The sequence below is a fragment of the Methanocaldococcus vulcanius M7 genome, assembly GCF_000024625.1.
GTDB lineage: Archaea > AGJL01 > Methanococci > Methanococcales > Methanocaldococcaceae > Methanocaldococcus > Methanocaldococcus vulcanius.
Map to the genome: position 1 here is coordinate 271,892 of NC_013407.1, position 15,698 is coordinate 287,589.

Genomic DNA, 15,698 nt, shown 5'->3' on the forward strand with positions numbered 1-15,698 from the left:
TAAATGTATTACTGGAGATATTATATGTTTACATATTGTTATATTTTAGTAGATAGCTTATACATGAATTCGAATTAATAAATTATAATGGCAAAAGATAAATAAAAACATAAAATTTAAAAAATTAAGCAAAACTAAATCATTATTGAATCTTTCTATTAACTACAAAATAAATTTAAAAAATCTTTAATAAAAAGAAAGGGGATTTGATGAAAATCACAATTTACAGTCCAGACGTTTATACTTACGGGGCAATGCTTATCGGAGGAATTTTAAAACATGAGAAACACGACGTTAAATTAGTTAAAAAAATTGATAAAACATTATTTTTGAAATCAGACGTTATAATTTTCAGTTTATACTCTACACTTCATATACTAAATGAAAACATAAAAAGAACCATAACATTTATAAAAAAATCAAGAAAAAACAGAACCAAAATTTACATCGCTGGTTGTGTTTCAGCTTATCCCGAGATTATTTTAAATGAATTAAATGTAGATGGAGTTATAGTTGGAGAAGGAGAAATAACAACACCGAGAATAGTTAAAGGAGATAAAGAGGGATTAGCTTATAGGGAGGGAGATGAGATAGTCATAAATTTATCAAAAGAAAAACCCGAATTAGATCATCCCATCCCACTGATACCCAAGGATATAGGACAGCAATCAGTCAGAGGGGCTAATGTTTATATTGAAACACATAGAGGTTGTTTAGGCAACTGCACTTTTTGCCAAGTTCCGAAATTTTTTGGTAAAAACATTAGGAGTAGAGATGTTGAAGATGTTGTTGAGGAAGTTAAAGCATTTAAAAGAGCAGGGGCTAAGAGAATTGCAATTAGTGGAGGAACTGGAAGTTTATATGCTTTCAAAAAATCAGTAAATAGAAATAAGTTTTTTGAACTCTTGGAAAATGTCTCTAAAATTGTTGGGAAGAATAACTTGTCTGTTCCAGATATGAGGGTTGATTATGTTGATGAAGATATATTAACTGCAATAAAAAATTATACAATTGGATGGGTGTTCTATGGAATCGAAAGTGGTAGTGATAAAATTTTGAGAGATATGAAAAAAGGAACCAACAGGGAGAAGAACTTAGATGCAATAAAATTAGCCAAAGATTGTGAGGTTAAGGTAGCTGGGAGCTTTATAGTCGCGTATCCAACAGAGACAGAGATGGATTATCTATTAACAAAGGACTTTATTGTAGATGCTGAGTTGGATGATGTTTTTGTCTCTATCGCTGAGCCAATTCCTACAACAGAGTTGTGCGATTTAGTTTTATCTATGCCTAAGGAAGAGAATTTGTTATATAAAATACATGAAGGAGCATATAAAAAGTTGGGATTAAGTGAAGCAGAGGCACGATGCTTTGATTTGCTGATTCATGCTGAAATGTGGAAGAGTATGCCAAGACCATTAACTCCTCAACTCTATAACCTATATTTAAATGAGGCAAAGATGCAAGGGAAAGATATAAGAGATATAATTGAGTTATTGTTTAAGTATAAGGATTTACTATTAAAATAATCTGCAAAGAGGCACTAATAAGTGTAAGAGAAGTAGTGTATTCTTAGTATTTCATACCTTTGAATTATTAAATAAAAGGTTTAAATTATTAAGAGTTTTATTGGGCTAAACCTGGAGAAGTTCAACTCGTTACTCATCCAAACATGCCTAAAAACGCATATCCAAACCTACTCGTCGTGAATGTTAATAATGATTACCCAACCCCCTTATGATGCTCCAAGTCTTGCGTATTTGAGCACATATCCTAAGTCAATAAGTATTAAAGATACTGAAGCAGCCCTCGTTTATCTCACTGGATTATTCCCAGTACAAAAAATAGATTTTGAGAACATGATTATTGGAAAACAGGATATTTATCTAACTTATCCAACACAGAATTATGTTGTTGTGAAGTTTATCCCTGGTGATACTTACGGAACTGCAAAAATGGAAAGGGTTGGGGTCATAATGTTTGGAAGGTTACCTGCACCAGCCACATGGGCAGAAACTATTGGAGTAGCTTCTCCACTTAGTTTGGGAATTACTAATCCTTTAGGATATTTACTATCTTACGTAAATGGAAAGATAGCTAAACAGCTTCTTGGCTCTCCAAATGTTGTAGGTTGGGCTGGTTATGAGGGCAAGTGGCAAAAACTAAACGACTAAAAATAATTTTCCACATTTTTTAACTTTTAAAAGAGAAAAAGAAAATAGCTTTAATCTGTTTTTAAATCACTCAAATCAATACTCCAAACTCCCAATTTATGCTCTTTAGCGTATTCTTGTGCATCTATACTCTTTTTGAAGTAATTTGCTGTTTCAGTATAATTATTAGTTAGTGCATTTTGATATAATTGTTTTAAGTATTCTTCATTACCAAATCCATAACCTCTTTTTAATACTTCATACTCATAATCCTTTCCATTATCATATATGATATAAATTGCTCCATAGACTCCTGGGTTGGGGTAGTTACTAATATTTTTTACCTTATCGCAATCCAACCAACACATCAACACAACAAGTTCTTTTCCTTCCAACTCTTTTCTTTCCCATGCCAAAGATTCGTTACAAATTTTTAAGTACTCTTTATATTTTTCTTCGTATTTTTGCTTTAAAGTATCATTTGTTAAAACTTTAAAGAGATCAACTCCATTACATTTTAAGAAATCATTAAAATCTCGTTTATCTGGGGATCTTGTATAAATTAACAATTGTTCAGTATATATCATTCCAGGATGTTTATCTATGTTTTTATCATTACTGCCAATAAACTCTGCCTTACAAGTTATTCCATCATCTTCAACTTTTATAATCTTCCAAACATAATATGTATAATTCTTAGCATCTGGTGGCAAATATTGCTTAGCCCACGCTGGCAATCCTTCAGCTTGGGAGTTTTCATTTTCTGCTTTAGTTTCTTCTTTTGTAGTTGTGGTTATTGTTTGAGTTTGAGTTTCTTGACTTGTAGTAGTTGTAGTAGTGGGTGTTCCTCCTGATGTGGTTGGGGTTTTAACCTCAACATTCTCTACTGGCTTGCCACTACTACCTTCACTTGTGCATCCACAGCAGAGGACTAATCCTACAATAGAAAAAATTATAAGAAGAAACTTCAACACTCCCATACTCCCGCCTCCAAAATGTTATTAACAACAACTCCAAACTCTTCTTTAATAGATTTCAAACTTTCTCCCAAACTAACAAATCCTCTCTTAAAGTGCCTGTGGTGGTGCTCATCACCAATACAACCACAACAAACAACTAACCCAACTACACAAAGAAGCAAAAGGAAAACCTCCCCTTGCCCAAACTCCCACCTTGGGATTATTTTTGAATTGCCTCTCCACAAATTTTAACAATTAAAAATTATGAGACAAAACTATTTAAATGTTTGTAATTAAGTATTTATTTAAAAAACTTCAAAAGCTGATTATTACCTATTCAACATTAACTAACACTTTTACTTTAATTGGTAAACTACTCCAGTTCAAAACATGTGGATGAAGATAGTACAACTAAATAACTAATAAAAAATAATTTAGGTGAAAGAATGTGCATATTCTGCAAAATAATCAATGGAGAAATTCCAGCAAAGGTTGTCTATGAAGATGAGCATGTTTTAGCTTTCTTAGATATAAATCCAAGAAATAAAGGCCATACTTTGGTTGTTCCTAAAAAGCACTATGAGAGATTTGATGAAATGCCAGATGATGACCTCTGCAAATTTATAAAAGGAGTTAAAAAGACAGTTGAGGTTTTAAAAAAGCTTGGATTTGATGGTTATAATATAGTTAATAACAACGGTAGAGTTGCTGGACAAGAAGTTAATCATGTCCATTTCCATATCATCCCAAGATATGAGGGAGATGGAGAGGTTGTTAAATTTGGAGAAATTAAAAAAGTTGATTTAGATGAGGTTTTAAGAGAGATCAATAAATAACTGGGCATTGGTTAAGAGGACTTGAGGTTTTTCTTCTTTTCTTTTTTTAAGTATCAATTTAATTATTTAATATTTGTTATTTATATTTTTTAATTTTTATTAATTAAACATTTTTTCATACTTCTTGTCAGCAAAATTAAACTGATTATTGATAATATTGTTAGAAGTATTAACATAAATGCCCCCACATAATTAACATCTTCAACTCCTAAATAATTCAAAAATTGTAAAGAGTTGGGAAGGAGATATGCCAAAATCAGCCAAAAAGATAATAAAATGGCATTGATCATTATTGACCTGTGTTTCATCATGATCTACCTTAAATAATTTTTTATTCGCTATCTTGGATTTTTTCCTTTTTTGATTTTTCTAAGGCCTTTTCTAATTTTTCAGTTGCTATTCTAATTCCTTCTTCTATTTCTTCTGAGAAAATATGTCCTATGTTTATAAGAACTGTAACTGCCCAAAGAACCAATACTATTAATATAATTCCAGCCAATACAGGAGTTATTCCAGAGATTACTGGTAAGAAGAACAGATATGCAATTATTGCAACGATCAAATAAGCAAGTCCTCTTAGTCCTCTTCTATATTTTTTTAATTTTTCTTCGTTTACTCTTTTTCCAGCTAATTTTACTGCGATTATGTCTGCTACTCCGTCCATCAACTCTCCGAAGTCCTTAGTTACTCTGAGTAATACTATAATCAAAGCTATCGCTATTATAGCTGAAATAATTGGCTTTAAAGCTGATAATCCAAAGAGATAAGGATTTCCGAGCATGTCAGCAATTGGAATGAACACCAATATTCCAAACAACCATATTAACCCTGCAACTACTAAGTTTATTATGATTTGAGGTATGTTTTCTTTTAATTTTAATATCCCCTCCTCATATACTTTCTCTTCCATGTCCATTATATCACCTTTGTCCTATTTTTGTTCATTTCTTGTAAATTATATATTAAAAGGGTTATATATAATTTTTTATCATATTTTATTATATATCTATGCTTTTATATTCAAAACTAAATTTAGTGTTAAATAGTAAAAAGTAAAAAATTAAGCAAAAAATTAAAGAACAAATTTATAAACCTGAAAAATCCTCTAAAACCACAAAGTTCTTTTTGGTATTATAAATAAAATAACTTTTTGGGGACGGATTAACTATAATGGTATTTTTTATTTTATCAATGCACCTACTCTCATGGATATGACCACAAGCACAGAACTTAATTTTCTCATTAAATTTTTCGATTATGTCCCTTATTGCTTTACTTCCCACATGGATATTTTCTCTTATATTGACAATATCGGCCATAGTCCCATAAGGTGGAGCGTGAGATATTAAGAAGATATTGCTCAGCCCTTCTATTAAATTTTTAATCTTATTGTAGATCTCTTCTTCGGAATATTCGTTTGGCGTGTTGAATGGGGTCTTATTACTTCCTCCTATCCCAACAAAATTTATATTTTCAATTTTTTTTACTTTTCCGTCAATGTTTAAATGATAATTATTCAACTCATCTATAACTTCATCAGTATCGCAATTTCCCGGGACACAGAGAACGTCAATATAATCCGAAATCTCTGCCAATTTTTCAATAACGTCAATACCTTTCCCAAAGTGGGTTATATCCCCACTAACTATTAAAACATCTGCAAATTCTTTAAATTCATTTATTATTGGAGGAAATCTTCCATGCAAGTCGGTTATTCCCACAATCTTCATAATATCCCTTTGTTTATTTTTTCAATTTTATATTTTATTATTTTTATATTTATTTTTATATTAAGATTATAAGATTAACATTTTAGTATTAACAATATTTATAACATGATTAAATATGTCCACGTTGTATTTGAACATATTCATAGATGGTAGATAAACAATAGAATTATAAACTACTAACTATAATAAAAAAATTAATAAAATAAATAATAAAGATGAATGACAAAAGTAATGATGAGATCGTTGAGTCGATAAAACGTAAATAGGATAATTGCAAATAAATGTAATTATAAATTGATAAATATTGTTAGGTGAGAGTTATGATAACCTGGTATGGACATGCATGCTTTAAAGTAGATAACGTATTAATAGACCCTTTCATTCCAAATCCCTTATGTAATTTGCCTTACGATGAGGTTATGGATGGGGTTGATGTCATAGCAATAACCCATGGACATGCTGATCATCTTGGAAATGCCGAAGAGCTTTCTAAAACTTACGGAGTTCCTGTTGTAGCAAATCATGAAATATCTGTTTATCTATCTGATAGAGGAGTTGAAGCAGAGGGAATGAACATTGGAGGGACTATAAAAATAAATGGGGCTAAATTAACAATGGTCAAAGCAGAGCACTCTTCGGATATATCTCCGACAATAAGTGGAGGAGTAGCTTCAGGGTTTATTATAAATGATAGGGTTTACCATGCTGGAGATACTGGCTTATTTGGAGATATGGAGTTAATTGGGGAGATCTATGCTCCTCAAGTGGCTCTACTTCCTATTGGTGGAAGGTATACAATGGGAATAGACGAGGCATTAGTTGCTATTGAACTGATCTATCCTGAGATTGTTATTCCTATGCACTACAACACCTTCCCGCTTATTGAGGTTGATGTAATGGAGTTCGTAAAAAAGGCAGAGGCCCTTGGAGTTGAGGTAGTAGTTCCTAATATCGGGGAACCGCTGGATTTATAATTAGATTATTAAGTTGTTGTTATATTATTAATTGCTATAAAAAACCTTTTTCTTTTTTACAAATATTTTAAATAACAAAAAATCATAAAATATGTGTAGTTTAAGTTAGTTTGAACAAGTTTTAAACAAGTTCAAGGATATTAAATAAATATAGACCTTAAAAATCTTAATAATATCTTAAAATCGCGAGATTCGTTGAAGCAACATTCCCTCAACTTTTATAGGATACACTATCCTCGCTAATTTAACAGCTGATTTTAATCTTTCTTCTGAATCAGAGTATATTGTATAAAGAACATCCCCTTTTTCTACCTTATTCCCAACTTTTACGTTTAGATAGATGCCTGCTTTTTTATCATTTGGAGCTCCCGCTTCTTTTGCAAGTTTTGTTATCCCAGCATTTGAGATCTTTGTAACATATCCATCTATTGGAGAGTGAATGTCAGCAGAGTATTTTCCCAATTCAATATCATCCGAACTAACTTCTTTTCCTCCCTGGGCTACTATAATCTCCATAAATTTATCATGGGCTTTTCCACTCGCTAAAATTTCCTCCGCAAGATCTTTACCCTCTCCAAACGGTGCGACTCCACCCATTTCTAATAAAATTCCTGCCAAGGATAAAGATTTTTCAATCAAACTTGTTGGGGCTTGTTTATAATCCTCTAATGCCACAAGTGCTTCTCTCGCTTCTAATGCAGGACCTATTGCTCTTCCAATCGGCTGTCCACCGTAAGTTATTGCACATTCGGTAAGTATTCTTAATCTATCACTCAACTCTATAAACTTTCTTGCTAAACTTGACGCCTCTTTTACTGTCTTAACCTTTGCTCCATAACCTGTGGGAATATCTATTAACAACTTGTTAACACCCATTGCCAATTTTTTTGCCATTACACTTGACAGAAGAAGAGGTTCAGGATCTATTCCAAGAGGTCTCTCAACGTTTATTGTAATATCATCCGCAGGAGCTAAATCCAGAGCCCCTCCCCATACCATACAACCGTTTGTCTCTTTAACTACTTTTTTTATTTCTTCAATCGTTAGATCCACTCTTGTTAAAACCTCAACAACATCTGCCGTTCCTGCCGCTGATGTTATTGCTCTTGAAGATGTTTTTGGAATTTTTAGTCCAGTAGATGCAACTATTGGCACTACCAGCAGAGCATATTTATTACCTGGAACACCTCCAATGGAATGCACATCAAAGATATGTCCCTCCCAATTAACCATTTTTCCTGTCTCAGCCATTCTTATTGTCATTGCTTCGATTTCATCCATGTCCATTCCGTTAATGTATAAAGACGTTACAAAAGCAGATATTTCTATATTTGTTAACTTACCCTCTACCATTTCATCTATAATTTCAAAAATCTCTTCTTTTTTTAATTTATTACCATCCATCTTTTTTCTTATATAAGGAAGAGACCTTGGTTTTTCCGCATGTTTTATCGTAACTACATCCCCTTCTTTTACTCCAAGTTCAGAGACAATCTTTTTAGGTAAGCCAATTTCTCCTCTGTTTATTAACGTTGTTGAAGAATGTAAAATCCCTATAACCTCTTTTCCTTTAAACTCCACTACAACTCTATCTTGAGGAAAGTATTGCGAGTTTTTTAGGTCTTCGAAATTTATTAAAACCAGGTTTTCTAAATCAATGTCTAATACTCTAACTTTTAGAAATAGCATGTTATCCCCACATAAATTTTTCATTTTAATGTTCATTATTAATATTTTAGTCATATTGTTAATCTGTTATTTATCTTTTATTTTTTCTTAACTTAATATTTTTTTATACTCTATATTTATAACACTTTAACCTTGATCCATTTGATTTGTTAAAAAATTGGTGTTTAGTTAACTGAGATATTATGTAATTTTTTAGTTTATTTTTTATTTTATCTATATATCGGCCATCCACTTTAAAAATTTAAAATAGCCCTACATCCTCAAAAATATAAAAAATATAATAGAAATATCTTTGATATAAAACTACAAAAATCACAAAAATATTAAAAATACAAAAAAGAAAATAGAAATCAAAAGGGTGAAATAGTGAAACTTTTAAAGGATTTAACCCCTCTCTCATCTGCAAAAAAAATCGTCTATAATTATCTTTCTAATTATTTAAAAGAGATCAACTCAGTTAAGAGCGTCAATATACTAAATGCCTTAAATAAAATATCTGCAAAAGAAATAAAAGCCCCTATTGATCTTCCCTATTTTAACAAGGCCTCAATGGATGGTTATGCAGTTAAAGCAGAAAATACATTTGGTGCCTCTGAAACAAATCCAATAATATTGGATATTGTAGATAGAGATGAAATTTACGAAAATGAAGCAAAAAAAATATTTACTGGAGAAAAACTCCCAAAAAACGCAAATGCCGTTGTTATGGAAGAATTTTGTAATGTAGTTAACGGCTTTTTAGAAGTTTACAGATCTGTTCATCCAAATGAAAATGTTTCAAAGATAGGAGAAGATGTTAAACATGGGGACGTAATATTAAAAAAAGGGGAAATTATAACGCCATATCATTTAAATATGCTTGCCTCTTTGGGAATTAAGGAGGTTGAAGTATATACGTTGAGTTTTGGAATAATAACCACAGGAGATGAACTCGTTGATCTTGATAGTGTAGATATTAATAAGGACTTCGATCATCTAATATCTAAAGGAAAAATTATAAATTCCAACTCATATATGCTGTATGGTCTTGTAAAAAATCTTGGTTTTACTGCGAAGATCTACAATATTGTTGAAGACAAAAAACAGTCCTTAAAGAGAGCTATAAAGTTAGCTTTGAAAGAAAATGATGTTCTGTTAATAACTGGAGGTTCTTCGGTAAGTGATAGGGATATAACAGTTGAAACAGTTGAAGAAATGGGTAAAATTTTAGTTCATGGGGTTAATATACGCCCAGGTAAACCGTTTGGATTTGGAGTAGTTGAAAATAAACCAGTATTTATGCTTTCAGGGTATCCTGTTGCCTCAGCAGTTCAGTTCGAGTTATTTGTTAGCAGATACTTTAAGAAGAGGAAGAAAATAACCCTTCCATTAAAGAGAAATATTGCATCAGAACTTGGACGTGTTGATTTTGTTAGGGTAAAGGTAGATAGAGAAGTTGAACCAATTAGAATAACAGGGAGTGGGGTTGTATCTTCTCTAACGAGATGTGATGGTTACGTTTTGATTCCTGAGAATGTTGAGGGGTATGAAAAGGGAGATCTTGTTGATGTCTATCTTATTTAATCTTAATCATTTATTTATATATGTATAATTTATTATGGTTTATTTAATGTTTATTTAATTTTATTGATGTATCAGAACTAATTTAAGATAAGGTGTTTAAATTTGAAATCGTTTGGTATCAAAATTCCTATGTCTTAAACAAATACTTATAAATGTTTTGAATGTTTTATTAACGTTTTAGTAATTCTGTTAAAATCGTAATTAATATATTTGTAAGATACCGATAAAATTGTTCATTAATTTAATGTATTGGATATTAATTAAATTATTAAATTAACGATTATTTTAATATTAATATTATTTAGTTAAATATTGTTCATTAAACCCCCGATTGCAACTCATAACATAATAATTCGTATAAGGTGGTTATTTTGGATGTATGGATTGATCTAACAAACGCCCCCCATGTTCATTACTTCTCTCAACTTATAAAAAGATTAGAAAAAGAAGGATTAGAATATATTTTAACATTTAGGGACTCAAAGAATTTAAATAAACTTGTAAAAATATATGGATTTTCAGGACATTGTATTGGAAAACATGGTAGATCCTTAAAAGATAAGCTTATATTTTATGCAGAGCGAATAATAGGGCTAACCGAAATGATCTCAAACTTAAAACCAAAAGTAGCAATAGCAAAACATTCAGTAGAGCTTCCAAGGGTTGCCTTTGGGTTAAACATCCCTGTAATTTTTGTTGTAGATAACGAACATGCAGAGGCACAAAATAAACTAACCCTTCCAATAGTGAACGAGATCATAAAACCAATAGCCACGGATGAAAATAAGTTAAGAACTTTTGGAGGAAGAAATTTTATAAATTTTGATGGAACCTGTGAAGTTGCAAATGTGAACTCACGGTTAAAAGGATACTACCCAATAGATCACAACGTTTTAAAAGACCTTGGAATTGAAAACAACAATCCAACATTTGTTATGAGACCATGCCCAAACTCTTCATACTGCAATGGGCATAAAGATGTCATCCCACAGATCATAAAAAAAATTAAAAATAAATTTGACTGCAACATAGTGGTTTTTCCAAGAGATGAACATCAAAAAGAGATATATGAAAAAATTGGGGTTATAGTCCCAAAAGATACAATAGATGCTTTATCACTCCTCTACATGTCTGATTTTATGATAGGAGCAGGAGGAACAATGAATAGAGAAAGTGCAATACTTGGAATTCCTACCGTTTCTTGCTATCCTCAGGAACTTTTGGGAGTTGATAAGTATCTCATTGAAAAAGGCAGGATGATCCACACAACCAATGTTGAAAATATAGTAAAATATGTTGAAGAAAATCTTGGAAAGAGGTTAAGGGTTATTGATTTAGAGGATCCAACTGATTTGATGTTTGAGAGAATTTGTAGTTATCTTTAAAAAGAGGTGGATGTAGTGAGGGAAATATCTGATGAAAAGATTAAAAATTATTTAAAAAGAACTGAGGAAGCCATAGAAATAATTAAAAAAGGACTTCCTCCAAAAAGAAGTTTACTTTATGATGTTGCAGAAGATTTTTTAGTAATGATAGAGAGTTATTTTAAAGATGCAGAAGCATTTTTAAAAATGGGGGACTATGTTAATGCATTTGCCTGTTTAAACTATGCCTACGGATGGATCGATGCAGGAGTTCGATTGGGGTTGTTTGATGTCGGAGACGATGATGTTAGATTTACACTTGCCAAATAATTTTAGAGTTAAGTTTTTATACTACAACTTGTTATGTTATTATTTAACGGACTCGCATGGCTTAGACCCCTTTTTTATCTAATCAATCTTTCCTTTAACTGTAAAACACTCTTAACTTAAAAAAAGAAAAACTTAATAAAAGTTGATAGAGATAAATGCAATAAACTACTAACAAACAATCAGCATAGAATAGCAATAATTGATATTAATTAAGCAAATAATAATTGGATTGTAATTAACAACATGGAATAATAACAAACTAAGTAAAATTAAAAAATAATAAAATATAAAATAAGAAAATCTAAAAAATAAAATTAAAGGGTGTAAATATGAGTGTATGGCAAGGAAAAAGTAGAAGAAAACCAACAGGAGGATTGTATAGATTACCAAGAAAAAAGAGAAAATATGAAATGGGAAGGGAGCCAATAGAAACCCACGTATCAGAGGAAACATTTAAAACAAAAAAGGTTAGAACCAAAGGGGGCAATTTAAAAGTCAAAATAGTTAGAACAGGATTTGCAAACGTTTTGGATCCTGAAACAAATACATGTAAGAAGGTTAAAATTATAACTGTTAAAGAGAACTCCGCTAATATACACTACGTTAGAAGAAATGTTATAACAAAAGGAGCAATTATTGAAACAGAACTTGGATTAGCAAAAGTTACTTCAAGACCAGGGCAAGATGGAACAGTCAATGCTGTTTTAATCAAGGAAGAGCAATAATCTTTTTAAAATTTTTAACTTTTTGAATATTTAATTAATTTTGATTATTTTGGTTATTTATCGGTATCGTTATATACTTTATCTATATCTATTTTAGATTTCTATTTTAGATTAATTTTAGATCAATATCCTTCAAGATACATTTTGAGTTTTTCGAGTTGCTCTTTTGTTCCGAAGGCGTATATTATATCCCCAACATTTATAACCGTATCAGGAGGGGGGCTCGTGATTGTTTTATCTCCTTTTTTAATTGCCAAAATTGTTGCTCCTGTTTTTTCTCTAATTCCAGAGTCCTTTAAAAGTTTGTTATCGAGATCTTTATTTTTTACAACGTATCTTCTAACTTCCATATCCTCCTCTGTTGCAACCAAGGAATGGATAAATTCCACAATATCGGGGTTAACTGCTATTCTCGCTATTTCCATTCCTCCAACTATGTAAGGACAAACAGCTCTGTCCGCTCCTGCTTTTATTAATTTATCCAGTGTAGATGGCTGTTCTGCTTTTGCAACTATGTATATGTTTGGATTCAATTTTTTTGCTGATAGTGTTATAAAAACATTTTCAGCATCGGATGAAACTACTGAGATCAACCCTTTTGCTTTTTCTATTTTTGCTTTCTTTAATATATCATCAGACGTTGCGTCTCCAACAATACATGTAAGGTTGGGATCATGCTCTATCGCATCTCTTAATAATTTTTCATCAGAATCTACAATAACAAAGGGGATATTGCACTTTTTAAACTCTTCTGCAATAACTTTTCCTAATCGTCCATATCCACAAATTATGTAGTGATTATTTAGCCGTTTTATTTTGTCCATCATCTTTCTCAACCTAAAATACTTTTTAAAATGCCCTTCAATAAAAAAACTTGCAATATTTCCCATGGTATAAGCAACAGCTCCAACACCCAGGAATATATATATTATAATCGATAATTTTCCTAAAAATGTTTTTGGAGTAAAGTCCCCATAACCAACTGTTGAAATTGTAACAACCGAGGTATAAAATGCTGTAAAAAAATCCCAATGTTCTGTATTCATAAGAATTAACGATTCAGTTAAGATCAGCAAAAATATAAAAAATATTCCAAGTTCAATTTTCTCGTATGTTTCCATTTAATCTCCCTTTAATGCTTTTTGTAAAGAAGTTAATAAACCAGATATAAATATAAGAACTGAGAAGATTATTATAAGTTTTCCCATGTCAGTTTTTGGAGTTATGTCTCCATATCCCACAGTGGTTATAGAAATGGTAGTGAAATAAAATGCATCAAAGAAATTGTTTATCTTCGGATTAACTCCCGATTCCACAATCCATATTAAACAAGAAGAGATGAAACAGATAGTCAACAAAGTTAAAAAGTTCATAAGGGCTGAGTTTTCTTCCAATTTTCTTAACTTTATTACTCTGAGCAATACTAAAATTCTCAGAAGATTTATTATTCTAAGACCCAAAAAGGCCTTTGAATAGAATATCTGTAAAGAGTAGAGAAGAAAAGCTATCACTACAATAGCATCAATTATATTATATATATCTTTAAAAAATTCTATTTTATCATGAGAATAATAGAAGTTGTAGGCAAACTCAAAGGTAAAAAACATTATTGAGATGTAATCTAATTTAATCAGTATGGGTTGATAAGGAGGATTATATGTTGAAAGAATAAAACTTATAATAATCTCAAACGTAAAGATCAAGCTTAAAATTTCAATTATCTTTCTAAATTTATTATTTTTTAGATTCATTTGGCATCCCAAATATATTAATGCATATGTTTTATTCCTTATTACTATTTCGTTAAATTTTTTGGATAGTGGTGATAACATGGAAATTGGTATTTTGGATATTAAAGGATCTCTTCCACTATTTGAAGATTTCGGAGATCTTCCAACGAAGATTATTGACGAAAAAAATTTTAAGGAAATCAAAGACCTCGACTGTTTAATAATTCCTGGAGGTAGTTTAATTGAGAGTAAATCCCTAACTAACGAATTAAAAAATGAGATTTTAAATTTTGATGGGCATATAATTGGAATATGCAGTGGATTTCAAATTTTATCAAATAAAATAGATATTGGGAGAAAAAGCAACGTTCCAATAATTAAAGAAGGTTTAGGTTTGCTTGATGTTAACTTTTCGCCCTTAGTTTGCACTGACAGGGTTGAATTTAATCTAAAAAAGTCAATTTTTGGAGAAGGGGTTGGATTTGGCTTTCATTGCCACACTTATGGAAATATTGAAATATTCAATAAAAGAACTAAGATATTAACCACTTCAATTGTTAAAAAAATCGATTATAAAGTAGGCCTATCCAAAGAAATTATTTCTGGAGCTTTTAAGGGAAAAATATTTGGAACAATGGTTCATAACTTTTTAGATAATAAATTTGTCAGAGATAATTTTTTAAAACATCTTAAAATTAGCGATGATGAAAAAGAAAAAATATTTGAAAAAAACAGAAAAATAAAGAAGGAACTAAAAATTAGATCCTTAAAAAACCAACTAACCTCTGAAATCAACATATCCAAAAATATAAACAATACTAAAAATAGAAATCTTGAAAGAGGCAAGAATAAATTAAACAATATGAAAGGTATTGTCTTGCTCTCAACATCCTCAAATTCTGGAAAAACTTTTTTGACAACTGCACTCTCAGCAAAGTTAAAAGGAAAAATCTTTGTAGCAAAAATAGGAGGAGATGTTAGAGACATTGTCCCCTCCCTCTACCTCCTAAGAGAGAAGATGACAAAATACAACAGTATAAAGATTGGAAATAGGGGCTGGGTTGATGTAGAGGAATTCTTAAACCATGTAAAAAGAGAAAATTATAATTATGTTATAATAGAAGGAGTTATGGGAGCGTTTACTGCATCATTTAAAAACATGTCCTCTTATCAAATAGTAAAAAAACTTGGATTTCCTGTCTACATAGTAAGTGCATGTAATTTAAGTGGAATGGAAGGAGCTTTTGTAGAAGCAGTTTCTTACTATCACTTATTAAAGAAAATAGGAGGAGTTAAAGTTGAGGGGATCATTTTAAACAAGATCTATGACCTGGAGATATTTAATGCATTAAAAAATCTTGCTAAAAAGTATGGGATAAAACTTTATGGAGTTAAAAAAGTAAATAAAGAGGGGAGAGGATTAATCCCAGAAGTAGAGATTGATTATGAAGAATTTTGCAGAAGTGCATTTGAAATTGATTTAGATATAGAAATTCCAGAAATTGATTTTAATATCAAACAATTAGACAATAAAACCTTTATTGAAGAACTCGACCTTTGGATGAGATCTTTAAATTTTTAATTCTAAATATATCTAAAACTTATTAAAACTATTACAACTTTCCAATATTATTTATGATATTAT

General features: G+C 30.8%; 16 protein-coding genes. 9 read left to right on the forward strand and 7 right to left on the reverse strand.

Annotated features, from left to right (window positions below; all coding sequences use genetic code 11):
• Positions 1-209 precede the first annotated feature (209 nt).
• Positions 210-1,529 carry a methyl-coenzyme M reductase glutamine C-methyltransferase gene (locus tag METVU_RS01395; protein WP_012819693.1) on the forward strand — a complete coding sequence of 440 codons (1,320 nt, stop codon included), beginning with the start codon at positions 210-212 and terminating at the stop codon, positions 1,527-1,529.
• A gap of 189 nt (positions 1,530-1,718) precedes the next feature.
• Positions 1,719-2,174: a hypothetical protein gene (locus METVU_RS01400; protein WP_048196675.1), complete on the forward strand. Its 456-nt coding sequence runs from the start codon at positions 1,719-1,721 to the stop codon at positions 2,172-2,174.
• A 50-nt stretch (positions 2,175-2,224) separates the two neighbouring features.
• Here METVU_RS01400 and METVU_RS01405 read toward each other — a convergent pair whose 3' ends face one another.
• Entirely contained in the window at positions 2,225-3,133 is a 909-nt protein-coding gene (locus tag METVU_RS01405; protein ID WP_012819695.1) for a hypothetical protein, read from the reverse strand.
• The gene (locus METVU_RS01410; protein WP_012819696.1) at positions 3,121-3,294 is read right to left on the reverse strand and encodes a hypothetical protein; all 174 of its coding nucleotides are present in this window, start codon (positions 3,292-3,294) and stop codon (positions 3,121-3,123) included. The genes METVU_RS01405 and METVU_RS01410 overlap by 13 nt, the downstream gene beginning before the upstream one ends.
• Before the next feature lie 264 nt (positions 3,295-3,558).
• On the opposite strand from METVU_RS01410, the gene METVU_RS01415 reads away from it, so the two are divergent.
• A complete protein-coding gene (locus METVU_RS01415) occupies positions 3,559-3,948 on the forward strand; it encodes an HIT family protein (RefSeq protein WP_012819697.1) in 390 nt (129 codons plus the stop codon).
• 331 nt (positions 3,949-4,279) lie between these two features.
• Here METVU_RS01415 and METVU_RS01420 read toward each other — a convergent pair whose 3' ends face one another.
• Complete coding sequence (locus tag METVU_RS01420; RefSeq protein WP_012819699.1) at positions 4,280-4,864, reverse strand: hypothetical protein; 585 nt, start codon at positions 4,862-4,864, stop codon at positions 4,280-4,282.
• 169 nt (positions 4,865-5,033) lie between these two features.
• Positions 5,034-5,678 (reverse strand): metallophosphoesterase, encoded by a 645-nt coding sequence (locus tag METVU_RS01425; protein WP_012819700.1) that lies wholly within the window; start codon positions 5,676-5,678, stop codon positions 5,034-5,036.
• 320 nt (positions 5,679-5,998) lie between these two features.
• Between METVU_RS01425 and METVU_RS01430 the strand changes: the two genes are divergently transcribed.
• Entirely contained in the window at positions 5,999-6,652 is a 654-nt protein-coding gene (locus METVU_RS01430) for a metal-dependent hydrolase (RefSeq protein ID WP_012819701.1), read from the forward strand.
• Between the two features lie 177 nt (positions 6,653-6,829).
• On the opposite strand, the gene METVU_RS01435 is transcribed toward METVU_RS01430, so the two are convergent.
• Positions 6,830-8,341, reverse strand: a complete 1,512-nt coding sequence (locus METVU_RS01435) for an AMP phosphorylase (RefSeq protein ID WP_012819702.1) — start codon at positions 8,339-8,341, stop codon at positions 6,830-6,832.
• 366 nt (positions 8,342-8,707) lie between these two features.
• On the opposite strand from METVU_RS01435, the gene METVU_RS01440 reads away from it, so the two are divergent.
• The 4 genes from METVU_RS01440 (at position 8,708) to METVU_RS01455 (ending at position 12,323) form a co-directional block, all read left to right on the forward strand.
• Positions 8,708-9,904 (forward strand): molybdopterin molybdotransferase MoeA, encoded by a 1,197-nt coding sequence (locus METVU_RS01440; RefSeq protein WP_012819703.1) that lies wholly within the window; start codon positions 8,708-8,710, stop codon positions 9,902-9,904.
• A gap of 371 nt (positions 9,905-10,275) precedes the next feature.
• Positions 10,276-11,289: a DUF354 domain-containing protein gene (locus METVU_RS01445; RefSeq protein WP_012819704.1), complete on the forward strand. Its 1,014-nt coding sequence runs from the start codon at positions 10,276-10,278 to the stop codon at positions 11,287-11,289.
• A gap of 15 nt (positions 11,290-11,304) precedes the next feature.
• Complete coding sequence (locus METVU_RS01450) at positions 11,305-11,598, forward strand: DUF357 domain-containing protein (RefSeq protein WP_012819705.1); 294 nt, start codon at positions 11,305-11,307, stop codon at positions 11,596-11,598.
• 329 nt (positions 11,599-11,927) lie between these two features.
• Positions 11,928-12,323 carry a 30S ribosomal protein S8e gene (locus tag METVU_RS01455; protein ID WP_012819706.1) on the forward strand — a complete coding sequence of 132 codons (396 nt, stop codon included), beginning with the start codon at positions 11,928-11,930 and terminating at the stop codon, positions 12,321-12,323.
• Positions 12,324-12,445: 122 nt separating this feature from the next.
• Here the strand turns inward: METVU_RS01455 and METVU_RS01460 are convergent, their stop codons facing one another.
• Positions 12,446-13,444: a potassium channel family protein gene (locus METVU_RS01460; protein WP_012819707.1), complete on the reverse strand. Its 999-nt coding sequence runs from the start codon at positions 13,442-13,444 to the stop codon at positions 12,446-12,448.
• Positions 13,445-14,074 carry a hyperpolarization-activated voltage-gated potassium channel gene (gene mvp, locus METVU_RS01465; RefSeq protein WP_012819708.1) on the reverse strand — a complete coding sequence of 210 codons (630 nt, stop codon included), beginning with the start codon at positions 14,072-14,074 and terminating at the stop codon, positions 13,445-13,447.
• A 79-nt stretch (positions 14,075-14,153) separates the two neighbouring features.
• Between mvp and METVU_RS01470 the strand changes: the two genes are divergently transcribed.
• The gene (locus METVU_RS01470; RefSeq protein WP_012819709.1) at positions 14,154-15,635 is read left to right on the forward strand and encodes an AAA family ATPase; all 1,482 of its coding nucleotides are present in this window, start codon (positions 14,154-14,156) and stop codon (positions 15,633-15,635) included.
• Positions 15,636-15,698: the final 63 nt, after the last annotated feature.